This window comes from Streptomyces sp. NPDC002133, assembly GCF_040296405.1.
In the GTDB taxonomy this organism is placed as follows: Bacteria; Actinomycetota; Actinomycetes; order Streptomycetales; family Streptomycetaceae; genus Streptomyces.
On sequence record NZ_JBEOXF010000043.1, the window covers coordinates 42,866 to 67,541 of the forward strand.

Consider the following 24,676-nt stretch of genomic DNA (forward strand, 5'->3'; position numbering starts at 1 on the left):
CCACGCTCCGGAACTGGCGGATGAGACTGAGGCTGCTCGGATCGGCGCGACTGCGGCTCGCCCTGCTCATCGCCGCGCTCGCCGCAACGACCTTCACCCTGCTCACCTCACTGCCCGCGCACGCCGAGCCCAGCCCCGCCCCCTCGCCCAGCGCGCCGACGGCGCCCGGGCAGCGCACGCCGACGCCCGAGGAGATGGAGGCGATCGAGGACATCCTGCGCGAACAGGGGGAGAGGCTGCCCGAGGCAGAACAGGAGGCGAGGCTGAAGGCGGCGCAGGAGCGGCTGCGCAAGCTGCTGCCCGACGAGGGCGGTGTGCTCGGCGTCTTCAACGTCACCGACGCCAACGGCATGCCCATCTCGGCCTACACCGTGAAGTCCGACACCGGCAGCCTGCTCGACTGGGACCTCGGTATCCAGAACCTGCTCACCGAGCTGTGCTTCATGGCCACGAAGTGGCTGATCGCGTTCTGCTGCTGGCTCATCACCTGGGCCCTCAGCTTCGGCCTTGCGAAGCTCCTGATGGCCCCGGTCATGTCCGTCGCCGGCTCCCTGCACACCCGCGTGATCATGGAGATGGGGCTGCCCAGCGTCTTCCTCGCGGTGTGCGCGGTCATCTCCGTGGCGCGGATCTTCTTCGGAAACAGGGCCAGCGGCTGGGGAGATGCTGCGCTCTCCCTCCTGCTCGCCGCGCTGGCCACCACGCTCCTCGCCTCACCGCCCCAGGTCCTGCTGGGGGAGCAAGAGGGAGCCCTCGCAGCGGCCCGCGGCTTCGCGCTCGAGGTCGCCGACGTCATCCTCGACGCCGACCCCGCCAAGACACCCGTGGAAGGGGATGCCAGCGAGGCGACCTCCAGCGCGCTCTCACGGCCGCTGACCGACGCGCTAACCGACGCGTTCATCGTCAAGCCCGCGATGCTCCTGCAGTACGGCCGCACCTTCGAGGGCGAGTGCGCCACGCGGTACTCCAACACGAAGATCACCCAGCTCGCGTACGACCGGCAGATCTCCGCCTACACGAAGAAGGCCAAGGAGATCAACGGGCTGGCCGACTTCATCGACCCCACCGGCCTCACCTCCACCATCCACGACTGGGAAACGGACCTCGCTGCGCGCTGGGTTGTCGACCACTTCGGCAACCCGCCCATGGAGGCCTTCGAAGAGCAGTGCGTGTCCGGCGACGTCGAGGCCGCGAAGAAGGCCTCGCTCGACAAGCTCGGGGGCGCGGTCTTCCTCCTGATCGCCGCGCTCATCGTCGCCTTCCTCATCACCGGCCTCGCGGGCAGCTTTCTGGTCGCACAGTGCCGCATCGCCTGGGACGCCATCCGCGGCGAGCCCGCCCTCATCGCCGGCACCATCCCCGGAGCCGGCCGCGCCTTCCTGTGGGACTGGTGCGCCTCGGTACTGCGCTCGCTCGGACAGATGCTCACCAGCGTCATCGCGCTCGCCGTGTTCATCATCATCGTCAAGGCCGTCCTCGATCAGGCCGTCCTCGACCCCGCCATCGAGGACTCGGGCAAAGAGCTGACCCTGCGGTTCCTGATCGTCGACATCGTGTGCATCGGCGCGATCAAGAAGCGCAAGAAGCTCGCCGAGCGCTCCAAGCAGGTCGCCGCCAACTTCCGCACCAAGATGTCCGCTGGCCGGATCGGCGGCACGCACGGCTCGATCTTCACCTCGCCCGCCTCCGACGCTGTCACCAAGCGCTCCGGGGCTGGTCGTGCGACAGCACGAGGCCTGATGCACACCGCACTGGTCGGTGTGGCCCTCGCCCAGGGAAACCCGCTCTCCGCGGTCGCCTACAGCATGCCGCGCAGCATGGGCGCCACCACGCTCGCCACCCGCCTCAACGCCGGCACGCGGCGACGCGGACGCAGGGGTCCGGGCCCGGGCGGTCGAGGCAATCCGGGCCCTCCGCCGCGGGGCCCACAGCCACGTGCTCCCCAGGGCGGATTGCCGCCGCAGCCCGGAAACACGTCCCGCCCTGTACCCGCACCGCCCACCGCAGGCCCCGCCGGCACGCCGCGCCGCCGCCCCGGCACTACCGTGCGAACCCCTCGCCCTCGGACGACTCCCGGCGCTCCGGCAACTGCTGCCGCAAGGGCCGGCACGCCCGGCCAGCCGAACCGTTCCCGCCGCCACGTCCAGGCCCAGCGCGTCGCGGCCCGGCGCAGCCAGCGTGCAGCCACGCCCCCAAGCCCCTCAGCCAGCGGCCCGGGTGGATTCGACGCTTGGCTCGACGAACGTGAGGAACGGGAACTGTCCCGCCGGCGCATGCCTCCACGAGGCCCCTCGTGACGAAGCAACGCAAGAAGTGGCTGGGCGGCGGCGCCAGCCTGATCGTGGTGGCAATCATCCTCATGGGGGCCATCGCCGCACACGTCACCGGCATCGCCCAGGACGATGCCGAAGCCGCCGCCCGCGCCAGGGCCAGCTGCACCACAAGTCGTGCAACTGGCCAGGACGTCGACACCGCCCAGGTCGCCCAGCAAGTCAGAGCCGTCCTCGCCGGCAGCCCCAGCGACATTAGGGTCTCCGGGCTGTCCTCACCCAGCGAGCAGATCCCCAACGCACGTGTGATCGTGGCGACCGGTGCCCAAATGAAGATCCCCGCCCGCGGACAGGTCATCGCCCTCGCCACCGCCCTGCAGGAGTCCAGCCTGCGCAACGTGCGGCACGGCGACCGCGACTCCCTCGGCCTGTTCCAGCAGCGCCCCTCCCAGGGCTGGGGCACCCCGGAGCAGATCCTCGATCCGGTCTACGCGTCCACCCGCTTCTACAAGGCCCTCAAGTCCATTGACGGGTGGGAGCACATGCCGGTCACGGTCGCCGCGCAGAAGGTGCAGAACTCGGGATTCCCCAACGCGTACGCCAAGCACGAGCCGCTCGCAACCGCCCTGCAGCAAGCCATCGCGCCGACCCTCGGCGGCGCAGCCACGGGACCTGCAGGCACTCCCGCGTTCGCCGGCGACCTCGGCACTGGCTGTGTCACACAGGCCGGCGCCGACTACGGGACCATCCCTCCCGGGACGCTGCCAGCCGGCTACCAGATCCCGGTCAGCGCCCCCCTGCCGGTGCGCAACGCGATCCGCTGGGCACTCGGCCAGCTCGGCACGCCGTACCAGTGGGGCGGCACCTGCACCAACCCGCACGGCACCAACCCCCGTGACCGGTGCGACTGCTCCTCCCTGATGCAGCGCGCGTACGGCGTGGCCGGCATCGAGATCTCCCGCACCACCTACACGCAGATCAACGACGGACGCCCCGTGCCGCCGACCGCTCTCCGGCCGGGAGATCTGGTCTTCACCGTCGGCTCCCCGGCCAGGCCAGAGCACGTCTCGATGTACATCGGTGACGGCCTCGTCGTGCACGCGCCGCGCCCGGGCCGGGTGGTGGAGGTGGCCACACTGCCAAACCACGGCACGATCCTTATGGCCCGACGCATCGCATGATGATCCTCCGCTACGCGCTGAGAACCAAGTCATGGTCGCGGATGTGGGGAAAGCTTCCCGTTGGGCTCGATGACATGCCTCACGATCGCGCCGAGTGACGACGACGGCCCTCGCTAGGAGGCTGCGAAGAACGACGGCGGTGCGCAGAAGCCGAAGCGCCGTGCACGTGCCGTACGGCGCGAGGGCCGCGATCCGATGGGCGACCGGTTCGGCGGACCGTCGGCAGTCAGCCGCCGGCGCGGAGTCGTCTCAGATGCTCGGAATTCGCCAGCTGACGACGGTCACCGAACTCCCGTCGTCGTACACCTGGCGGTACCCGTTGGACTCGTTCAGCGTGGCCGTGTCATGGTCGAAGGACGGCAGCTCGAAGTGGATGAGGTAGGAGCCGAAGATCTCCCCGATACCGACGTTGCTCCACTGGTCCGCGCGTTGGCCGTTCACGCACTCGTTCACCTCCATGGTGATGCCGCCGGTACTGTCGTCCCGCGTCGGCTGGTCGCTGCGGCCGGTTCGGACGTTCCCCGAGGAGTCGGTAACGATGATGTCGAAGCGGATCCTGCCCGAGCCCCCGCGGACCGCGTTGTACGCATCCGGAAGCTGAACGCTGTACTGGCCCGCCGCGGGCGCGCACGCCGAGTCTGTGGCGTCGGGAGCGAATCCGCCGTAGGGCTGGGCGGTGAGCATGGCCTCCATCCGGTTGACATCGGTGTAGTAGAGCTCCGCCTTAAGATGGGCGCCGGTCGCTCCTCCGGTGGTGAGCGCTCGCGTAGTGAACTCTCCCGCCCGGGGGCCGGTCACGGTGATGTCGATGTCGTTGCTGCCGAACAGTGGATTGCTCCAGTCCACGAACACGACGAAGCCGTTCCCTTCAAGGGTGGTGTGACCGGACACCCCTTCCGCGGCATGGCGGCTTCTGGCGGAGAAGAGCAAGTGGCTGCTCGGCTCGATCCAGTTCGCTGGCCAGTCGTGAAAGGCACCCGACTCCGTCTCGGCGCCGGCGACCCGAAGGGGCTCATTGGTGGCGTTATCGATTTCGATGACCGCCGACCGGTCGAATCCCAGTTCGTCTAGGAGGCCTTTCATGCCCTCGATGGCGGCCGTGGAGGCAGCAATGAGCCCCACCACCGCAAGGACGACCGTGACCGGCTCCGCCATGGGTGACGCCTTCCGTGAATGAGGTCAGATACAGGTACTGGACCCGGCAGGCGAGTCACCGCCAGTTTGGGCATGTAGGTGATCTCAGGTTGCGCCGATCGACTTGAGGAACCGCTGTACCTGTGCCGCCACGTTCTTGGGTTCCAGGACCATGCCGGCTGGCTTGCCGTCCGCCATGGGGATGAGGTCGGCACCCAGCTCGAGGGTGGCACCGAACTCGTCGGTGACGGTGTACCGCTCGCCCGGGGTGCCGGTGAGTCGGACTTGCGACCCGTCGACGGTCACTGTCGCATCGACTCGATTGGGTGCGGTGCGGTACGTCTGCAATTCGAGCAGGGTGGCGTAGCGGTCCAGCGCTCTGGCCTGGAGCCGGTCTGCCTGGCGCGCTTGCGGTGCCGGGTCGAGTGCCGCTTGGAAAATTCCCGCATCGGCGAGCGTGAAGTCGTCGGTGATGTGCGGCAGGCCGGAAAGCAAGTAGGTACCGTCGCCGAGGTAGTTCACCATGCCGATGAGGCCGTCGCCGTCGGGGATCCAGGTGGCGAGCGGGTTGATCGGCACGGGGGCTCCGGTCCATGGGTCGACGCTCGAGTCGAAGCCGTCGTCGACCGGCACGTGTGCTCCGTCCTCCCCCCGCTTCTTCACGTCCACCAACACGTCCTTGGTTTGCGTGGTGGTGGACGTGGTGGCCTCGGTCGTCCCGTCTGGAAGGTTCCGGGTCGTGGTCTGGACCGAGTGCTTGGTCGAGGTGTGAGAGGGGACTGGGGCTGTCGGGCCGGCTGGCGTCGGGTGTCCGGCCGGTGTGGGGTGTCCGGCGGGTGCGGGGTGTTGTGCTTCGCCGGGGAGTGTGACGCCGACTTCGTGAGCAATCCGGTGGGTGGCCTCCAGGGTGCCGTGGACGAGGACGGTGGTCCCGACTGTCTCCAGGGCGGCGCCGACTGGCGGGGCTACGAGGCTCGCCACCGCGCCCAGGGCCATGAGGAATATGCCGAGGAAGATCTCGTCTGCGGCGCTACTTTCGCCGCTCCCGGAGTCACGGAACATCTCGCGTACCATTCCGACGCCTTCGGCCACCGGGTTGTCGATGATGCGTTGGATGTCGGAGGTGCTGACGCCGGTGACCTCTTTGGTGGTCCCGTCGATGATGTGGGACAGCTCGCGTCCGCCGCCCGAGTGCTGCGGTACGCCGTGCTCACGCAGCCGCTCCCAGCCGGCGGTGAAGACTTCTTGGGCATTCGGTCCGCTCTGGGCGGTCAGCATGGCGCTCATCAGCGGTCCTTCGAGGCCGTCGAGGGACCCGGATCGGTCGGCGTAGTCGCCGATGGTCTCGACCACATGCTGCGAGAATGCGGGTCCATTGGCTGCGATCTGAGCCAGTACGGTCCCCATCGTCCGCTCGTAGCCGACGTGGGCCTGATGGGGCGTGAGGTCATCGAGACCGGTCATGTTGAACGACTCCGACCAGCCGAGAGACCTGCGGTGCAGGTCCTGGAGCCCGCCCCAGGCGACCTCCGGGGGCGCAACGTAGGCGAACCCCGGCCCGAATGAGATTTCGCCCATCGCGTTGACTGTGACGCTGAACTTGGCACTGCCGACTTCCCGGGCGGGTACGTACCCCTTAAGCCTGGACAGGTCAATCCTCATCGTGATCGCCTTCTCTCTGTGCGCGTGTGCCCTCGGGTTGGTCAGGAGCCGACGGGCTCGGGCCAACTCAGCTGGTCGTAGGCAGCTGCCAGCTGCCAGTCGTCGGAGGCGGCACATGCCGCTGACCACGTCTTGCGCAGCGCCGTCGTCGCGTCGCCGCCGTCAAGCGCGACCTGGATCAGCACCTTGTTCCGGACGGCGACTCCCGATTCGCCTTCGACAGATCCGCTTGGGCCCGCGTAACTCCGTCCCACCACGTGGCGCGGTTCAGCTCGTCCTGGTCGGGGCCACCGAGACTTCCGGCAAAGACGGGTTCGGGTGGTCCCGCCATGTCCAGTGCCCCATATAGCAGCGCGTAGCTCCAGCCGCGGAGAAAGCAACCACGCTCCTCAGTCTCCAGCGCCCGGACCACTTCCAGGATCGCGTTGACCACCTGACCCACCCACTCTGTCGGGTCTACGGCTCCTCGCACGGAGTCGGCGGCGGCCTCGACGAGTTCCTTGGCCTCGCCCAACGTCCCGAGGATCTTGCCGCCCGCCAGGATGTCCTGGATTTCTGCCGCCCCGTACAGGGGGACCTCGAGCTTGCCGAGCGGGGCTCCGCTGTAGGGGTCGTAGGAGACACCCTGAGCGTCGGTCAGCGTCCTGGAGCCGTCCGGATAGATGTTGAGGACGGCGAAGTCCGGATAGGTGATCGTCGCCGACCCGTCGGGGTAGTCGACGCGGCTGGTTCCGTCCGGCCATGAGGTGACCACGGTTCCGTCGTCCATCTGCTCGGTCACGGACTTGTCGCCCTCGGTCGGTGTGGGGGGCGGGTCCAGTTGCCAATCTCCGCTCATCGGCTTCCTCTCGGATTGCCTGGCCTGGCTGGCGTGCCGGCTCAGCTGAACGTTGTCACCGCCGGCCCGGCCCGGGCCAGGCGGACGTGTCGCTGAGTGACCCGCCCTGCCTACGCGTCGCCGAAACCGGGGCATCCCCCCAACGGAGGGTGCATTCTTGTTGCGCGGGGTAGTTCAGCGGTGGCCAGGGGGAAGCCATGGACGATCACACAGTGCTCGGTCGAGCATCGGCGATTCTCGAAGCTGTCGGGGCCACGTCGGGCCCTTCATCGCTGGCCAAGTTGGCGACCGAGACGGGGATTCCCAAGCCGACCGTGCGTCGGATCGCGAACCAACTCGTCGCCCAGCGAATCCTCTGCCGAGATCCGCGGGGTTACCGACTTGGCCTGCGCTTGATCGATTTAGGCGTTGCGGCCGCGTCGCAGCTCGGCACGGCGGAGTTCGCAGCGCCCTACGTCCACGAATTGCACGAACGGACCGGCCAGATCGCGTGGGTGTGCACGTTCGACGGTGATGCGCTGGTCGTCCTCGACAAGGCTTTCGCGCGGGAGCACTCTGCCATCATTGCAGCGCACTGGGACCCGCGGATGCCGATAGCGGCAGCAGCAGGGACCGCTGCCGGCCGCCTGCTCCTTTCGGCTCAGCCGGCCTACGTGGAACAAGTCCTCCGATCCGGCGGCCCTCCCAAGCTGACCCCGCACACCGTCACCAGCCCGCGCATGCTGCTCGGAAGGCTGCAGCGGGTGGCCGACACGGGCGTGGCCCACGAGTGGGAGGAGAACCGACTGGGCTGGTGGTGCGCCGCGGTGTTGGTGCCTGCTCCTGCAGCGAACTACGTCTTCGGCTTGACCGCGGAGACGCGAGGCGTCCCGATGGCTCGCGGCATCACCCAGGTGCAGCGGATCGCCGAACACTTCGGGCGTGAGTTGACCCTTGCCGCGGACAAGGCGAACTGATCAGCACCCATGCTCACTGCGGCGCTGCGGTGGGCCAGCGGTCAGCGCCTGCCGAGGTCTTCGACCCAGCCTCCAGCGTTGGTGGCCATGGTCCACTCCGATCCCTTCTTCTTCGCGTCGGCCGTCTTGGTTTCCGAGCTGGCGGTACCACCCCAGCGGATCCTGATTCATCGCATGGTGTCGCAGCGGTTCGAGTAGTGCATGGTGGTCGTCGCGAAGCCGCCCTCCGTCCAGGACCAGGCAATGCATCCGTCGACGCCGCGGTGGGTCTTGTTCTTCGCCGCAGCCGGCGCAGCCGCGGCCAGCAGAGTGGCACAAGTGGTGATCGTCGCCCGGGTGAGTGCAGGAACGGCCATGACGTGCACCTCCAGTGATCAGAACGTCAAGGGACGAACCTCCCAGCAGCCGGTTGCGGCACGCGGAAAGCCCATGAATCACCCAGGCGCGAGGAGATGGACCGCGGCGACGAGGGTGGCCGTCGCTGTCGGGGCCAGCTTGCGTCGACCACGCGGCGGACCGCCGGGGGAACGCCTCCGGTGTGGTGACGGCTGTGACCGCTCCATTGGGGCCTTGAATGGGCTGCGGATTCTACCTGCCGTGCAGTCAGGCGCCAGCGTGAAGGTAGGCGGCCCACAGAGAGGGTGTGGCGGGGTATTGGTCGCGTGCGATGCGAGTGGCGCGGTGTAGGGCATGGGCAGCTCGGTCGGTGTTGAGGCTGCCGTCGCCGGTGGTGAGATCGGTGTAAAAGGACTTTGCGATCTTGACGGCTAGTTGGTCGTTGATTTCCCAGAGAGTGCCGATGACGTGCGGAAATCCGGCGATCTGAAACGCCGAGGCGAGGTGGATGGCCTCGTCCAGGAGGTTGGTGTCGGCGGTGAGGGCGGTACTGCAGGCCGACAGGTAGGCCAGGCGGGCGTTGTCGAGCGCGATCGAGGCGAGGCTGGTGACGTTGAGGGGGTCGTCCAGGTGGTCGTGCAGAAGCAGTTGGCTGCTGGACGGGTCGGTGGGATCGCTGTACCCGTGACAGGCGAAGTGCGCGATCGTGCAGCTCGGTAGGTGTGTCAGGACGTTGGTCTTGGTCGCCACACCTCCCCCCTCGATGCCGCTGGTGACACCGGGTTCCGTGAACAGGACGGAATTCGGCACACGGGCCCGGAGCATCGCGGCTTCGGCGGAAACGTTCGGCAGGCGGCCCTGGTCGGGAAGTCCGGGCGTGGCGGACATGGCGATGATCATCGCTCGGTCCCGAGGCGTGGGCTGGACCCGGGCTCGTTGGCGAGCGTGGCGCAGGGCGCGGATGGTGGGAGTGTAGGAAGATACGACGCGGTCCATCACGGTGCGCGGCTCTTGCCCCGACGGTTCGGTGTGGTAGCCGGCGGCGTGGATGGGCAGCAGACCCAGCAGTCCCCCGGGCGACCACCACACCCGCGGCCAGTCATCGCCGAGCGGGAGGCCGTTGTGCCCGAGAGCGCTGAGAACCGGTTCCACGGTTGTGTCCCACAGCCACTCCAGGATGGTCCGCAACCTGGCCTGGGCGGCCATGCGGTCCACGGGCATGACGTTGGAGTCGAGTGCGGTGTGCAGAGTACGGTGGAATGCGTTGACCTGGTCGATCACCGTGTCGTGAGTCAGGGCGGGTAATGCCACCGGCGTGATGCCTCCGGTGGTCAGAAGGAGGGCGTCACTGCGGTGTGAGCTGACGTTGAACACCACCACCGGGCCGGATTCCGCCTCTGCGAGGAGTTCCTCGGTAGCCGGGGGTAGTCCGAAGCCGACGAACCCCTCCAGTGCGCGGATCTCGGTAAGGGTGGCGGTGATGTCGTCAGCCAGGTGTCGACGATCCAGCCCCTGCTGCGTCCGAAAACCGGTGATGTGGCCGTTTCCGTCCTGCGGCGCGGGAATCGGTGACAGTGCGTCGACAGGCCCGTCCAACCGCTCACGCAGATCGGTGAATCGGGCGGCCAGCTCAGGGTGCTGGTCACGCAGTGCGCTGAGGTCGCTCCGGGTATCCAGCGCCTGGCTCAGCAGCACTGTCCGGCCTGCCTCCAGCAGCCGCAGAGCCCTGACTGCCCGTCGGTCCGTGGGGATGCCGGGGTCCGCCATGGCAAGGGCGGCGGCATCCGCGGCCAGTCCAGCGAACTTGCCGATCGCATGCTGCTGGTCACCACGCTCCAGCCGGCGGGGCGCCACCTCTGGCAGCAACCGCACTGCGTCCTCCAGCAGCCCGGCCGCCCGCGCGGGCTCTGCCGAGGCGATCAGCTCGGCCGCCGCCTGGGCGGCGTGGATACGGATCGACGGCGGGGCCGAAGCGCCCTCCGCCGCGTCGGCATAAGCGGACGCCGCAGCCTCCAGATCGCTGGGAACCCCGGTCTGCCCAAACTTGGTCCGCAGTGCACCCCCTAGGCGGAACAGCAGCCTGGCGTGGCGCGGGTGGTCGGGGGGTGTGGCATCCACTGCCACTCGGAGAGTGTTGATACCAGTGTCCAAATCGCCCAGCGCCCCAGTCCTCTCGAACCTGATCCACAGTGCGTCGCCAAGGTTCTCCAGGTACAGGGCACGGTCCGGGGCATCGTCAGCCGTGCCGTCGACCGCCTCCCGAATGGCCCTGATGCTGGTGTCCAGGTCCTCCAGAGCGCCAGTGTTCTCGAATCTGGAGGCGAACGCGTATCCCAGGTTGTGCAGAAGCAGGGCACGGTGCGGGTGATGATGGGGGGTGGCCTCCACTGCTTCCCGATGGAATCTGATGGCGCTGTCCAGGTCGGCCAGTGCGCCCGTCCGGCGGTACCTGGGTATGAGGGCGCTCCCCAGGTTGGAGAGGTAGCCGCTCCGGTTCCGGTGGTCGGCGGGGGTAGCGTCCACCGCGTGCTGGAGAAATTCGATGGCGCTATCCAGGTCGCGTCGTGCCCCGGTCCGCTCGAACCTGATCGACAGCGCAATGCCCAGGTTGCTGAGGACTGTTGCCTGGTCGACGTCATTGGCCGGGGTGGCTTCGACCGCTTCCTGAAGGGCCTCGATCGCCGTGTCGAGGTCGTCGAGTGCACCGGTCCGTCCGAACCTCGCCTGGAGCGCGTTTCCCAGGTTGGAGAGGCATCTGGCGTGATCGCGCCGGTCATCGACGGTCGCATCCACCGTCTGCCGGACAACAGTGAGGGCGGAGTCCGAGTCGGCAAGTCTACCGGTGCGCAGGAACCTCGCCTGGAGCGCATGCCCCAGGTCGACCAAGTGACGGATGCGCTGGGGGTCGTCGGCCGGCGCGGCGTCAACCGCTTCCTCATAAGCCCGTATCGACGCGTCCACGTCCTCCAGTTCGCCGGTCCGATCGAATCGGGCCAGACGCGCTCTGCCCAGGTTTTCCAAATAGGACACGCGGCGTGGGTGACCGGCAGGTGTGCCGTCCACCAGCTCCTGCCCCGACTCGACAAAGGCGTTCGCATCGCCCACTGCGCCGATTCGATCGAACCTGGTCTGGAGAGCGCTCCCCAGGTTGAACTTGTACATCGCCAGTTGCGGATCGTCGGAGGGGGTCGTGTCCACTGCCTCGCGTAGAGCGCTGATCACGTCTTCCAGGTCCGCGGGCTCACTGGTGCGCTCGAACCTGAACCGCAGCATGATTGCAAAGTCGGACAGCTGCTCAGGGCGCCCGGGGTGGCCGGCCGGGGTGGCGTCGACCGCTTCCCGAAGGGCCCAGATCACAGTGTCGAGGTCGTCCAGTGCGCCGCCCGGCGGGAAGGCCCGCAGGTATCTGACCCGGAGCAGGCTCGCCAAATTCTTCAGATAACTCGTGCGCTGGGCGTCGTCGGCCGGGGTCGCGTCCACTGCCTCCTGGATGACCTCTATCGCACTGTCCAGGTCCTCTGACGCATTGGACTCCCGGTACTTGGTCTGCAGAGCCCGGCCGAGATTGTTCCGTATCGGGGAGTAGCCCGGGTGGTCTGCAGGGGTGGAGTCCACCGCGCTGCGCCCGGCCTTGATCGCCGCCTCGAGATCGCCCGCCGCGCCAGCGCGATCGAACCTGATGAGCAACGCCATCGCCAGGTAGGACAGACGCACACACCGGTCGGGATGGACTTCCGCAGTTGCGTCCAGGATGCGCTCGTGCAGTTCCACGATAGCCGTGATCGTGCTCTCGTCGGCGGAGTCCAGGACTTGATTGGTTATGGCGATGGCAATCGGGGCCGCCCGTTCGGCGAGGACAGGTAGCAGGGGTTCGGGCAGATGTTCCACATCGGCGATGAAGCAGTGGGTGAACTGGTCGATGGCCGCGCCGAGATCGTGCTGGTCTTCCCCCTCGGGCAGCGCCTGGTAGCGATACCAGTGCAGCCAGCCGAGCAGGCACCTCGTCTCCAGGTCGCCGTCTTCCTCCGCGTACTGTGCAAGACGCTGCGCCTGGATCAACGCATCCGCGCCCAGTACCGACGACAAGTCCTGGGTGGTCCCAACCCTGTGGAGCCGGGACTTAGCCGCCTCCACGAGTTCCTCGCGTTCCCCCACAACCCCTCCCCGCCTATGCCCAGAAGATGACGCTAGTACCCAATGCGACTGCGCGCAGCAGGGTTCAATCGGTAGGGTCAGGGTGCCCGACAATACGGGCCCCGAAGCCACGGATCAGGGGCCATACGCGTACGTCGAGACAGGGGGATCGGTGGCCGAGGAGCCCAACGGCGCGGCCGAACGGATTAGGGACGCCCTGGCCTACGTGTGCCGGCAGCTGGACGTCCTGAGCGCTGTCCTGCCCGAGAACGATGAGGCATCCCCGCTGCGACGTCTGCTGGAAGCAATGCGAAACGGCGAAGACCCAGACCGCCCGCTGCAGGCTCTCCACACTGCATTGCTGGCCGCCGGAGACCACATCGGGGTCTACGGAAACAGGGGGATTCGGCCTGTCGGGGTCGACGACGGCGCAGAAGAGACCGTGTACCTGTGCCCGGCACACCGGTGTTCCCGCTACAGCTGGCCCGCGGCCACCGTCGACCCGCCCCAGTGCGCGATCACCGAACAGCCTCTGCGCCGCGATGGGCTGTAGACGATGGGGGGCCTGCTGAGCGAACTCGGCAAGAAGCTCGCCGAACGCTGGCTCACCCTCTTGGTGCTCCCCGGCGTCCTCTACCTGGCCGTCGCTGTCGCCGCCCACACTCTCGGCCAGGCCCACGCCCTGGATGTCGGCCGCCTCACCGACCACATCACAGCCTGGGCCGGTGCACCCGCCGCCAAAACCATCGGCGGGCAGGTCGTCCTGTTGGCAGCGGTCCTGGCTGGCGCAGCCGCCGTAGGGCTGGCCGCGCAGGCCATCGGATCCCTGACCGAACAGATTGTCCTGGCCGCCAACTGGCGGACCTGGCCGAGACCAGTGCGCACTTTGACCGCACGGCGCGTCGACCGCCGCGCCACCCGCTGGGCCGACGCCCACGCCGCTTACCATCACCACCGCGAATCGGCCGCAGTCGCTCGAACCCGCGGCGAACGGGCGGACCCCGCTCCCCGCCACGAGGCCCGCCGTACCAGGGACCGCATCGCTGTCGAACCCTCTGACCGCCCCACATGGAGCGGCGACCGCATCCACGCAGTCGCTCTTCGCCTGGACCGCGACCTGCTCCTGGATTTCGCCGTCGTGTGGCCGCACCTATGGCTCCATCTGCCGGAAACCGTACGGACCGAAATCACTGCCGCCCGCACCGCCGTCACCCGCGCCACCACCCTGGGCGGCTGGACCCTGCTGTACGCGCCCCTCACTCTCTTGTGGTGGCCCGCAGCGCCACTCACCGGTGTCCTTGCACTCATATCTCGGCACCGCATCCGTACGGCCGTCGACATTTACGCGCAGCTGCTGGAGGCGGTCACCCGACTGCACGCCGTCGATCTGGCCCGTCATCTGGGCATTGACCACACAGGACCTCTCACACCCGGCGTCGGTACCACCCTGACCGCCCTGTTGCGGACCCAGCCTCCGCCGCCCGCCGCCCCATCGCCGACGCGATAGACGGGCTCCTCGCCCGCGGCACGCCATCCCCTGCGCATGTGTCATGGCGACTTGCCGAGTGCCCAGTCTCAATGAAGTTAGGCGTCCGCGATTGCGCTGACCTGCCTGGACTGGACTGGGTGAGACGGGCGGGCTCGATTCAACGCACGTAGTGGCCGCGGGACAGGCGAGCCCGAACGTGGCCGGCACGGCCCCCACCGCCTGCTCCTACTGGCTGAGGATCTGCGAGTTGGGTGAGAAACAAGTCCTGTCTTCCGAGGCAACGATGTCTTCGAGGTTGGTGAAGTAGAACGACGTCGTCGTGCCGGCCACAACATCAAGGAGGAACTGGCTGCACGACGCCGGATAAGACTCCCAGAGGGGGCCACGCCCCTCATTGAGGATGACGGTCCATTCCTCCGGCTCGACACCGGGCCGGACCAGCCAGTACAGGAAGTGGCCCGCACCTTCCACGTACCCCCAGGGCACCAGCCTGGCGTTGCCCTCATGGAGCTCCGACGGCCTTTCCTCGCCCGCTTCCCAAAGCTCGGCGAGGATCTCCTCGCGTTCCGCGGTCTGGGCAACCAGGTCGTACATCGCATCCGGGCAGCCGGGTTCCAGCAGCCAGATCACCCCCGCGAAGAGCCCGCCGCCATACCTCTGGACGAGCCGCTTGTAGTCGGCCGGCAGGACGATGCCCAACGTCTCCTCCACGGCGCTCCACTTCACGGTTCGGCCGCCGCCGGGCGGCGGGCAGAGCCGCGCCAGCGGTTCGGTATGGCGCAGGCTCCGGGCCGTCTGTACATCGCTCGGCAGGGCGCTGAACCGTGGCGGAGTCCTCGTGGCGTCCAGTACCACCGCGCGCATCCGGTCGCCGACCGCGGCACGGGGCGTGTCCGACCACCATGAGGGGTGTTTGGTCTGGTCGATGAAACCTTCGTACCCGTCCGCGTGAACAAGGGTCCCAACCGCGGCTACGGCCGTGACGACCACGTCGCACTCATGATGATCGGCAAGCATGACGTCCACCCTGCACCATGTCGGCAGGCAGGAACACAGCGGGTAGACGGGCCAGTCCCCCCAACGCACTGCCCACGCGCCTAGGTTCGCTGAGACGGAAGGCCGACTGCCTGGGTTCGCTGAGAAAGCAACTCGATTGAGCGAGACGGGACAGCCGCCTGAGCACCCAGACACCTGAACGCAAAGAAAAAGCAAAGCGTCGAGATCGGTGTCTGAACCGGCCTTCCGGGATGACTTGGTCCGGGTGAAGGAAGATCGCCCCGCTCGGCGACCAGGAGGCCCACCGTGCAGGACACCACCACAGCACCCCGGACGACCGGCTGGTCGTCGGCAATGAGTATCCCTGAACTTCCGGGCGAGCTGTTCGCCGGTGCAGACGAATGGGCCACCGCGACCGCCTCGTACCTGGCCGCCGTCGCACCCGTTGTCCTGGCCGTCTGGATCTGGTGGGAGGTGCGGCGTGCCCGGCTCATACGGGATGCCCTCGCTGACCGCATCACCGTCGAGGTCGTGCCAACGTCCACGTTCGACCCGAGTGAGGGCGAGGTGGGCCGGTGGGCGCGTCAGCTGGGCCGGGTGCACCACGCCGCTGGCGGAGTGCCGGCACGTGGATCGGCGGCCCGGCTTCGCTACAGCGCCGAGGCCGGCAAGATGCGCTGCTTCCTCGAGGGCCCGGCCACCGCGGCCGCGGTTCTTGCCATGCCAGGGTTCGCGGAGGTCGAAGTCCGCGCCGGCCGCTCCCAGAACGGCATCCAGCCGGTCCGGTTCCCCGCGCCGAGTAAGGGAGCAGAGTGACTGCCACTGTCGATTTCACCAACCCTGCCGTCAAGGCGAGGCAGGCCCGCCGCTACGTCCAGCGGGTTGAGCTGGCGCTGGCCCTGTCCGACCAGAAGCCTCTGGCTTCTCTCGGTCTCAACCCTGATCCGCTCCAGCAGCTGGCGGTCGCGATGGCTTCGGTCGGCTCCGATGCGGGCGAGCGTGTTGACGTCGTCCTCGACCTGGTCCCCATCCGCGAACGTATCCTCGCGCGACGTCGCCGCCGGCTGTTGGCGCAGTCCAAGCGCCGCGGGCCTTCCGCGTTCGGGGAGCGCCTGACCGGTGGACTGGGCGGAGGCGGGGTGTGGGGCTCGGTCACCGGGGCCTGGTCCGGTGGCAAGACAGGCAGCAGCGGCCGCGGCGAGCGGCTGCCCCGGATGACCGACCTGCGGGACGGGGTTGGGAAGTTCGACCCGTCGGCCGGCGCGGTCTTCTCCGTCCAGCTGCTTCTGCGCACCGAGGCATCGCACCCGCAGGCCGCGCTGGCACGGACGAACCAGTTGCTCGCCGCGTTCGCTGCCACCTCCGGCGAGAACTACCTCAAGCCCCGTCGGCCGCGCACCCGCTGGGGCATCGCATCCTTCGAGAGACGGTTCGCCACCGGAGAGTTCGCCCCGCGCAGGCGGCAGTGGCTGACCGTGCCCGAGCTGGCAGGCTTCCTCAAGCCGCCGACGGCCCGGTGCCACGCCTCCAGTGTGGTGCGTTCCGGCGGCCTGGTCCCGCCGGCGCCCTCGGGCCTGCCCGTCTATACCGGCCAGCGGGACCTGGTGCCGCTCGGCGCCGTCATCTACCCGGACGGACGTGAGCGGATCGGCGCCGCCCGGGTACGCGACCTGCTCTTCGGTCTGCAGCTGGGCAAGGCCGGTCACGGTAAGACCGAAGCCGCGCTGGTGCAGTGCATCGCAATGGCGCACAGCGGATACGGCACCTGGTTCCTCGACCCGCACGGCGAAGGCTGGATGAGGGCGAAGCCGTACCTGGCCCACCCGCAGATTGCTTCCCGCGTGTGGGAGATCAACCTCGCCAAGTCCGAGCCGGAGCAACTGGTCGTCTCCTGGAATCCGCTGTCCATGGAAGGCCGCACCCTCAGCGACGTCCAGGACGTGGTCCGCTCGGTCACCGAAGGCATCGCCGCCGCCCAGGACTGGGGCGACAGCGCGCCCCGTGCCCGTACGATCCTCGCCCGCGCCACCCAGGCCCTGGCCCTGCTCAACCTTCAGGCCGTCGACGCTGGGAAACCAGAGGCGCAGTGCACGCTGTTCCAGCTGCGGACCTGGCTGACCGATGAGGATTGGCGCCACGCCCTGCTGCCCAAGCTGCCCCAGCGGGTGCTCGATTACTGGGAGAAGACGTTCCCGAAGCTCGCGGCGGATGCGGTCCCCACCGTCACGTACGTCATGGACCGGCTGGACACGTCGCAGTCACTGCAGGCGTTCTTCGGGAGCCCGCGGTCGGCGTACGACATCAGGAAGGCGATGGACACCAACCGGGTCGTGTTCGTCTGCCCGTCCGGCAGCGAGAGCGACGCGCTGGTGTCCTGTCTGCTCATCCATGACCTGCATCGCGCCGGCCTGTCCCGCCAGGACACCCCGCGAGATCAGCGCACCACGTTCTGGGCCTGGGGAGATGAGCTCACGGCCCTGGACGCCTCGTCCAAGGGCTTCCTTGCCGCCATCGCCGAGCAGCTGCGTAAGTACGAGGTCAGGTTCATCGGCACGACGCAGATGGCACTCCGGCTGAGCGCGATCACCCGGCAGGCGCTACTGCAGAACCAGAGCCTGCTGTCGACCTGCGCAGCAGACTACGACGAGGCAGCGTTCGTCGCACGCCGCTGGAACGGCCACGTCACGCCCGAGACCATCACCGAGCTCCCGAAATACCACTACGTGATGTCGATCAACCTCAACGGCGAACGCACCAAGCCGTTCAGGGTCCGCGGACTGCCAGTCGAAGAGATCTTCGCCCACTACGACAACCCGGCAGGCGTCCCCGACTTGGACAAGGCGATCGACACCAACCTCCAGCGCCGGTCGGTCGCCGAGATCCTCGCGGAGCTCGAGGACCTGGACGCCATCGTGCTCGCCCACCACACCGGCCGCCAGCAGCGCTCGAACGGCGCCGGCGACCCGACCACCCGCATCGACTGAGACGGAGCACCGCGATGCCGTACCCACACACCGGCCCGACCGGGCTCGGACAGGTCGCCCAGCAAGCTGCCCAGGTCATCTACCAGCACCGTCTGGTTTCCACGAGGCAGATGCACCAGCTCATCACCCCTCACCACACCCGCGCCGAATACCTGCGCCGACAGCTCCACACACTGCGCGCGACAGGCCTGGCTGAGACCGTCGGCCGGCGTATCTCCGGGCAGACCGAACTCCTGTGGTGGCTCACCGAGAAGGGCGCCCGTGCTGTCGAATCGGTCGGCCTGCTGCCCCAGCGCCCCTACCGCATGAGCCCGGAAGCGGCCCTCGGGCCGCTGCAAGAACACACCCTCGCCACCGTGGAAACGGGCCTCGCTTTCGTCGAGTGGGCCCGCCGCCTCGGCCACGAATGCGGCCCGCTCGACTGGTCCCCCGAGACCGCCCACTACTACCGCGACGACGCCCGCCCGGGCGAAGACCTCAGCCTCATCCCCGACGCCGTCCTCAACTACGTCCACACCAACCAGCAGGCCAAGCAGCGCACGCTCCTCACCTACTTCATCGAGGTCGACCGCACCCAGATGACCATCGCGCGCCTCGCCCAGAAGCTCCACGCCTACGCCGCCTACCACGACTTCACTCCCCAGCAGGCCGCGGGCCGCGGGGCTAAGTCAGGCAGACGAGTCACGACGACACCGGCCTGGCGCTACCGATACCCGGTGTTCCCTCGTCTGCTCATGGTCCTGACCGGCGCCTCCGACTCCCGACTGAACCGGCGCATCGCCGACCTGCGAAGTCTTGCTGCCAGCGACCCGACCCTCACGAGCACCACGTTGCGAGCCGGGGTCACCACCATCGTCCAGCTCCAGCGGCACGGCCCTTTCCAACCGATCTTCACCCCGGTCCTCGGACGAGCCGAACTCGCCGACGCGTGGCTGCAGCCCCAGGCCGTCGCGGCCTGACCGCCTCCCTCCACAAAGGACTCCACATGCTCTTCAGCCGTCACTTCAGGAAGGCAGCTCCGCCGGCCGAAGCAACAACTCGGGCCGAGTACCGCGCCTGCGACGAGATTGGGGCCATTACACGGCCGTTCTCACCGCTGGTGGGAGAGCTCCTCGCGGTGTACTGCCACACCCGCCCCATCGGTGCGTTCTCCCAGACCGAGCACTGCCGGGACGAGTACCAGATGACAGCACGCCAGATCATCCACCACATTCTGGAAGGCTGGCAGAACCAGACCGGAGGCCGTGGCACCATAGACGACCTCCTTCTTCGGCCGCGGCAATCACGCTCCTGATCTGCCGAGGCTCTTTGTCCGTCGTCAAACTGCGGACCGTTGCCAGGGGCGCTGCCCCTGGACCCCGCCGGGGCCAGCCCCGGAACCCCGCCAGCGCCTAGGCCGCGCTGGACCGGCCATGGCTGAGGGGCTACGCGCCCCTCAGACACCCCCGCCAGCGCCTTGGATGCGCTGGACCATCCCACCCCGCGTGCCCTGCGCCGCCTCCTGACGTCGGCGGCGCACCGCTCGGGCGCAGGGCGCCCTCCCTGGGCAAGCGGGCCACAACTAGCAGTGGCGGGTCGTGCTCGCCATGATATTTGCTGCGCTAGTACGTCAACGTCCGCTCGGAGACCATGACCTGCCATGCGGCTGATGCCCGGTGCGGGCACACATGAGTGCAGCGCCGCAGGAGAGTTCAGCATTTCCGGGTGCTGGTGGACGCGCCTGTGACTTGAAATGCCGCAGCGCCCCGCGGGGTCTTCTGTAGTAAGAGACCCACGCTTCGACAAGCCTCTGACCTGCAGTTTTGTGCGAGGCATGTTGTCGCCCAGGACACATTTGACCTCCCAAGATGTTAAGCCAGCGGACACGTTTGACCTCATAGATCAAGCAGGCGTGGATTTTTGCTGCAGAGGGGAGCCGAACCCAACACCGCAGGTCAGCCGTCCCGCCGGAGAGTCGCAGCAGCCCTCCAAGGCGACCTCGAGCACACCGAGATGTGCCGCGATACCAACACAGGAAATCAAGCACCACTTGATTACTGCGACCCCGGAGCACAAGAAATCAAGTCTGAGTGGACTTTTGGCGCGACGGAGGCGCCGAGGGCACACCCGGAAGCCTCTCGGCGCGCCACTGCACCAAAAGACAAGCTCTGCTTGATTTTTCGGATAGTGTCTGGACCGCCTGAGTATCAAGGAGGTCATGTGACATCAGATCCGCCGGCCCGGCGACGACCGGGCGGGCCACGCATCGTTCCCACCAACTCATCCGACGACGCAGCGTTCGACGACATCCTGAGCGTCCTGGGAAGGCAGCTCGGCGACGTCGCCCAGGCTGAAGACCCCAGGGGCCGAAGGAAACTCAAGGGAGTCACCTTCGAGTACGAGAACGACGCGCGCGCCGTGCACCACATGGCGGGCAACGCTGGCTACAGCCTGGCCAGTAACTGGTTCACCCAGCTGCTCGCCCAGCTGGCCGTCGCCAACTCCATCACCAAGTCACAACTGTGCGTGTTCCTGTTCGTCGCGGGCGGCCAGGTCCCCGGTACCGGGATCGCCCAGTACACCCAGCAGGAGATCACCGACGGCCTGAACCGGCTTGCCGCCCAGAAGAGGGACGCCAAGCAGATCACCCGATCCACGGTCAATCGCGCCATCAAAGCCCTGTGCGGCTACAAATGGATCGAGCAGGTAGGGAACGGCAAAGTCCGCCTAAACCCGACCCTGTGGTTCCAGGGCAACTCCACGGCCCAGCACGAGGTCCTTGCGCAGATCGCCACCGAGCATGACAACGACCCCACGGCCTTCCCGCACAACATCGGGCCTGAGGAACCGCACCAGGAGGAATTCGACTTTGGCGAGGACGACGGGTACGGCAGGCAGGAGCTCACCGGGTGATACTGCGGGTACACCTCGCTGCGAAGACCAGACACAGAAGGGGCACTGATGGCTGAGGTCATGTCTCCGCTCGTCTCCGAGCGCATCTGGGCGTTGCCCGTCTCCGGGTCGGCTGTCAAGTTCCTTCAGTACCTGGTCTTCCGCTCAGAGTTCGGCGGTCACCTGCCAGTGCGTCAGAAGGACATGGCGCGGGAGTATCAGATCACTCCACAGGCCGTGAGCAATTTGATGGCGCCGCTGTGCGACCTCAACATCGTGCTGCGCCCCAAGAACGAGGGACGGCAGGGCAACAGCTACCGCCTGCACCCCCTGGTGGCCAAGTACCAGAGCCACGCAGACATGGAAGCTGCCTTCCGTCACACTGTGGCAAGCATCCAGGCTGGCGAGCTGCCAAACCTGAAGCTCCCGTCTTACGCGTCCGTGCCGCCGCCGGAAGGACAGCGGAAGCTGCACGTCGCCTAGTACACACAAGACAGAGGCCCCGCCAGTGACTGGCGGGGCCTCTGCGCCTGAGTAACAAGGTTCGCTCCGAACTATACCCCGTGAGTGGACACCGCTCACGCCCGCCAGGAGTGAAATCTCAGCGGCTCGCGGGCAACCGACTCGCTACAACCGCTACCACCAGCCGCCACACAGGCCTGATGGCCTGGAACGAACCTCGCCGCAGCCTTGGTGGCGTTGTTGATGGCCTGCCGTCGCGGGCTGATCGACTGTGCCTGCTGGAACGACGAGCCGGTCCCCAGCTTGTATGCCTTGCTCACGAGATCTCCCGGGCCAGCGCTCGCAGAGCCACCGCTTGGTCGCACCTGGGCGCGAACGCCAGGAGAGGTTGCTTCACCCGCACAGCTTCCTTCTGCTCCTTCAGGTCCCCGATGACGCCGACCACCCGCGGATCCTTTATCTCCATCCAGTTCTCCAGAGATGAAGTGGCGATGTAGCCGCGGCGCGCGTCGTATGGGCAAGACGCGAGGGTTGGCCGGTATTACGCCGTAATGAGCATCACGGCAGTCCGGACTCCGCGGCTGCCCCGCGCCATGGCCCGGTCTATTACGCCGTAATAGTTGGCGTCCCTCACCTGCCCCCTATGCCGAGAGCATGGCTGCCGACTTCATTCCTTTGCGTAGCAAGGGCTCCAGCCGGCCCGTCCGCTGCCGGTCGGCCAGCAGCGGACGGGGGTTCATGGGCAGGCCCACACTTCGGTGTCGAGGCTGTGGGCGTGGTCCCGGCCGCGCGCAATCCCGCAGGAGACCGCGCCGGTTGTCAGCGGATTGCCGCAGGCGAAGCAGGCGCGGCCGGCGTATTGCTCCCAGTTGAGAGACTGGGCGGGCGGCACCTTTCGGTACCGGCAGTCCGACGTTTCTTGTGGGTTCGTCTCTGTGCCGGCGAGCGCGGTCACTGCGGCTCCGGGCCTCGGTTGGGCCACCCGGCGAACCCGATGTGGAAGTAGTGCGGGCCGTCATGCCCGGGGCGGAGCGTGCAGCGAGTCTGAGTGCCGGGCTTCTTGATCCAGCAGTAACAGGGGATCACCACCCGGCCCGGCGTGGTGTACGGCGCCCGCGGGCTCACGACTTGGCCTTCACCGCGTGGTCGGCCGCCGCGATAAGCCCGCGCTGCTCACGGCATGGTGCGCACGCGAAGAGTGAGTACGGCGCACCAGAAGCGCGCTCGATCGTCACAACCGTCTGAGCCGTCCCAGAGGGGCCGTTGTGCCAGTGGCACCAGCCCTGAGTTCCCGTCTCCATGACCAGGACCGTAGGTAGGACCTGTTGACGTGCACCACGCGATGTTCTCGAATGTTCTCGCACTCTGGCCGAATGTTCTCCTGTGGTCTCACATGAGGGAGTGCACGCTGTAGAGCGGGACCGCTGGCCTGGTGATGCTGATGGCGACAAGCCCGACACCGAGGGAGGCGACATGGCTCGACGACTGCGGTTCAACGGAACGGACAGCAAGAACGGTGGATGCCCTGCTGTCCACGAGGACCTGGACTCCGGGGAGATCATCGTCCAGGGAACGCCACTGACCGATCCCGATGACCTTTCCCGGCTCCAGCACTTCGGGCCCGGTGATGCGGCCGTGGCCGTACCGCGTGAACTGCTCGTCAACCACGGCCCCAAGGAGATTGAACGCGTGCCCAAGGTCATCGACCTGGAGGAGTTCGGCCGACTCTTCGAGACGTTCGAGCACTCGGCCTGGCACCTGGAAACGCGGCGCGGCTACGCGTCAGATCGAGAAGACACTGCATACGCGGAGTTCGTCACCACCGGTATGGCCCCGTGCGACCCCGACAGCGAGTGGTGCGTGAACATCCGCCAGCAGACCTCCCGCGGCAAGTCCGTGGGTCGTGTCCGCGTCGTGGACAACCCGCCCACCGAGGGGCAGTTGTTCCTGCTCAGCTATGCCCGGTGCAACGCGGCCACGGGCGAGGACGTGCGGAACCTGTACCGAGAGGACGCCGAGCGTGCGCACCTTCCTGCCGAGGACTTCTGGATCTTCGACAGCCGGCTGGTAGCAGTGCTCCGCTTCGACGACGCGGATGTGTTCAACGACGTCGAGATCATCACCGAGCCCTCAGAAGTGCTGCGGTACTGCCAGGTGCGTGACGCCGCGGTGCACGCGTCCATCCCGTACGACCAGTTCGCGGCGCAACTCGACTCGAAGGGCTAGTGCGGCACCGGTGAGCACGGACTACCAGCAGGCTCGGGAGGCTCTCGGAGCACGCCTGAGGGAACTACGTCTCTCGGCCCGAGGAGGCCAGCTCACCGGTACACAGCTCGCTCAGCGGCTGGGCTGGCCGCACTCCAAGGTGTACAAACTGGAGGGCGGACGGCAGACCGCAGTCACTGAGGACCTGCGGGCCTGGGCCGGCGCGGTCGGCCAGCCCGAAACCTTCGACGAACTCGAAGCCCGCCTCAAGGGATTCGAGTCCCACATCCGCTCCTGGCGGCGCCAACTGGCCGTGGGGCACCGGCCGGTACAGGACAGCTGGAACCTAGAGGTCGACCGGTCCAGGGCTATCTACGCGTGGGAGGAAGCCGTTATCCCAGGCATGCTCCAGACCGCCGACTACGCGCGGCACATCTTCCTGCGGTACGCCGACCTTCATGGCACCGTGCGCGACACCGACGAGGCGGTCCGGGCCAGGATGAAGCGGCAGGAGTGGCTCTATCAGGGCGGCCGGAGGTTCCACGCTCTAGTGTGGGAGGCCGCCCTGCACGCGCTGGTGTGTCCGCCGTCCGTGCTTGTCAGCCAGCTTGATCGGCTCACTGGCGTGATTGGGATGGACACCGTGGACCTGGGGATCGTCCCGCTCGGCGCGCCGCTCAAGATTCCCACCGCGAACGGGTTCTGGGTCCTTGATGAGCGGCTGGTGATTGCTGAGGACTGGCACGCGGAATTGTGGCTCGATGACGCTGACTCCGTGGCCACGTACCTGCGGGTTTGGCGGACGCTGAGAGAGTCAGCGGTGTTCGGAGTGGACGCCCAGAATGTGATCAACCGGGTCCGACGCTCGATAGGCCCGCGGTAACGATCTTCTCCCTGAACACAGATCGCAGCGGCTCGGATTCAACGTCAACACCATCCGCGACGATCTGGACTACGAGGTACCACCGTCCGTACGCCGGAGGATCAGACGACTGATCTCCCGGCAGTGGTTGGCCACTGCACGGCAGTGCTTGTGGATAGTTTCTGCCTCTTCCTGGGACTTAGCCTTGATCCACCGATCTGATGGCTGTGGATGACTCTTCGGGAAACAAGGAAGTGCCTTGTGACCTGCGATGATGGGAGTTCTTGAGGCTTCCA

The 24,676-nt window shown here is 67.4% G+C and carries 20 protein-coding genes and 1 pseudogene; 13 read left to right on the top strand and 8 right to left on the bottom strand.

What is annotated here, in order from left to right:
* Window positions 1-20 precede the first annotated feature (20 nt).
* The gene (locus ABT078_RS30355; protein ID WP_351233312.1) at window positions 21-2,297 is read left to right on the top strand and encodes a hypothetical protein; all 2,277 of its coding nucleotides are present in this window, start codon (window positions 21-23) and stop codon (window positions 2,295-2,297) included.
* 62 nt (window positions 2,298-2,359) lie between these two features.
* On the top strand, window positions 2,360-3,451 hold the full coding sequence (locus ABT078_RS30360; protein WP_351233351.1) for a C40 family peptidase: 1,092 nt from the start codon (window positions 2,360-2,362) through the stop codon (window positions 3,449-3,451).
* 249 nt (window positions 3,452-3,700) lie between these two features.
* Here the strand turns inward: ABT078_RS30360 and ABT078_RS30365 are convergent, their stop codons facing one another.
* The 4 genes from ABT078_RS30365 to ABT078_RS30380 all read right to left on the bottom strand — a co-directional run bounded on the left by ABT078_RS30365 (window position 3,701) and on the right by ABT078_RS30380 (window position 7,085).
* Window positions 3,701-4,606 (bottom strand): hypothetical protein, encoded by a 906-nt coding sequence (locus ABT078_RS30365; protein WP_351233314.1) that lies wholly within the window; start codon window positions 4,604-4,606, stop codon window positions 3,701-3,703.
* Window positions 4,607-4,690: 84 nt separating this feature from the next.
* The gene (locus tag ABT078_RS30370) at window positions 4,691-6,163 is read right to left on the bottom strand and encodes a hypothetical protein (RefSeq protein ID WP_351233316.1); all 1,473 of its coding nucleotides are present in this window, start codon (window positions 6,161-6,163) and stop codon (window positions 4,691-4,693) included.
* A 125-nt stretch (window positions 6,164-6,288) separates the two neighbouring features.
* Window positions 6,289-6,432 (bottom strand): hypothetical protein, encoded by a 144-nt coding sequence (locus ABT078_RS30375; protein ID WP_351233318.1) that lies wholly within the window; start codon window positions 6,430-6,432, stop codon window positions 6,289-6,291.
* Entirely contained in the window at window positions 6,426-7,085 is a 660-nt protein-coding gene (locus tag ABT078_RS30380) for a hypothetical protein (RefSeq protein ID WP_351233320.1), read from the bottom strand. Before ABT078_RS30380 ends, ABT078_RS30375 begins: the two co-directional genes overlap by 7 nt.
* 197 nt (window positions 7,086-7,282) lie before the next feature.
* Between ABT078_RS30380 and ABT078_RS30385 the strand changes: the two genes are divergently transcribed.
* The gene (locus ABT078_RS30385; protein ID WP_351233322.1) at window positions 7,283-8,041 is read left to right on the top strand and encodes an IclR family transcriptional regulator; all 759 of its coding nucleotides are present in this window, start codon (window positions 7,283-7,285) and stop codon (window positions 8,039-8,041) included.
* Between the two features lie 167 nt (window positions 8,042-8,208).
* Here the strand turns inward: ABT078_RS30385 and ABT078_RS30390 are convergent, their stop codons facing one another.
* Both ABT078_RS30390 and ABT078_RS30395 read right to left on the bottom strand, forming a co-directional pair.
* On the bottom strand, window positions 8,209-8,397 hold the full coding sequence (locus ABT078_RS30390) for a hypothetical protein (protein ID WP_351233324.1): 189 nt from the start codon (window positions 8,395-8,397) through the stop codon (window positions 8,209-8,211).
* Between the two features lie 247 nt (window positions 8,398-8,644).
* Window positions 8,645-12,463: a CHAT domain-containing protein gene (locus tag ABT078_RS30395; RefSeq protein WP_351233327.1), complete on the bottom strand. Its 3,819-nt coding sequence runs from the start codon at window positions 12,461-12,463 to the stop codon at window positions 8,645-8,647.
* A gap of 220 nt (window positions 12,464-12,683) precedes the next feature.
* Between ABT078_RS30395 and ABT078_RS30400 the strand changes: the two genes are divergently transcribed.
* The gene (locus ABT078_RS30400; RefSeq protein WP_351233329.1) at window positions 12,684-13,064 is read left to right on the top strand and encodes a hypothetical protein; all 381 of its coding nucleotides are present in this window, start codon (window positions 12,684-12,686) and stop codon (window positions 13,062-13,064) included.
* A gap of 3 nt (window positions 13,065-13,067) precedes the next feature.
* Window positions 13,068-14,018, top strand: a complete 951-nt coding sequence (locus ABT078_RS30405) for a hypothetical protein (protein WP_351233330.1) — start codon at window positions 13,068-13,070, stop codon at window positions 14,016-14,018.
* A gap of 207 nt (window positions 14,019-14,225) precedes the next feature.
* Here the strand turns inward: ABT078_RS30405 and ABT078_RS30410 are convergent, their stop codons facing one another.
* A complete protein-coding gene (locus ABT078_RS30410) occupies window positions 14,226-15,017 on the bottom strand; it encodes an SMI1/KNR4 family protein (protein WP_351233332.1) in 792 nt (263 codons plus the stop codon).
* A gap of 333 nt (window positions 15,018-15,350) precedes the next feature.
* On the opposite strand from ABT078_RS30410, the gene ABT078_RS30415 reads away from it, so the two are divergent.
* From ABT078_RS30415 to ABT078_RS30440, 6 genes are all read left to right on the top strand, one after another.
* Complete coding sequence (locus ABT078_RS30415; RefSeq protein ID WP_351233334.1) at window positions 15,351-15,812, top strand: hypothetical protein; 462 nt, start codon at window positions 15,351-15,353, stop codon at window positions 15,810-15,812.
* The gene (locus ABT078_RS30420; protein ID WP_351233336.1) at window positions 15,809-17,980 is read left to right on the top strand and encodes a type IV secretory system conjugative DNA transfer family protein; all 2,172 of its coding nucleotides are present in this window, start codon (window positions 15,809-15,811) and stop codon (window positions 17,978-17,980) included. The genes ABT078_RS30415 and ABT078_RS30420 overlap by 4 nt, the downstream gene beginning before the upstream one ends.
* A gap of 14 nt (window positions 17,981-17,994) precedes the next feature.
* Window positions 17,995-18,939 carry a replication-relaxation family protein gene (locus ABT078_RS30425; RefSeq protein WP_351233338.1) on the top strand — a complete coding sequence of 315 codons (945 nt, stop codon included), beginning with the start codon at window positions 17,995-17,997 and terminating at the stop codon, window positions 18,937-18,939.
* Between the two features lie 26 nt (window positions 18,940-18,965).
* Window positions 18,966-19,274 carry a hypothetical protein gene (locus ABT078_RS30430; RefSeq protein WP_351233340.1) on the top strand — a complete coding sequence of 103 codons (309 nt, stop codon included), beginning with the start codon at window positions 18,966-18,968 and terminating at the stop codon, window positions 19,272-19,274.
* Window positions 19,275-20,179: 905 nt separating this feature from the next.
* Window positions 20,180-20,872, top strand: coding sequence for a hypothetical protein (locus ABT078_RS30435; protein WP_351233343.1), 693 nt, complete (start codon window positions 20,180-20,182; stop codon window positions 20,870-20,872).
* Between the two features lie 48 nt (window positions 20,873-20,920).
* Window positions 20,921-21,334, top strand: a complete 414-nt coding sequence (locus ABT078_RS30440; RefSeq protein WP_351233345.1) for a hypothetical protein — start codon at window positions 20,921-20,923, stop codon at window positions 21,332-21,334.
* Window positions 21,335-21,629: 295 nt separating this feature from the next.
* On the opposite strand, the pseudogene ABT078_RS30445 reads toward ABT078_RS30440, so the two are convergent.
* Window positions 21,630-21,827, bottom strand: a pseudogene (locus tag ABT078_RS30445) (ParA family protein); the annotation flags it as partial.
* A gap of 959 nt (window positions 21,828-22,786) precedes the next feature.
* Here ABT078_RS30445 and ABT078_RS30450 point away from each other — a divergent pair.
* A complete protein-coding gene (locus tag ABT078_RS30450) occupies window positions 22,787-23,539 on the top strand; it encodes a DUF6879 family protein (RefSeq protein ID WP_351233347.1) in 753 nt (250 codons plus the stop codon).
* Between the two features lie 10 nt (window positions 23,540-23,549).
* Window positions 23,550-24,401: a helix-turn-helix domain-containing protein gene (locus ABT078_RS30455; protein ID WP_351233349.1), complete on the top strand. Its 852-nt coding sequence runs from the start codon at window positions 23,550-23,552 to the stop codon at window positions 24,399-24,401.
* Window positions 24,402-24,676: the final 275 nt, after the last annotated feature.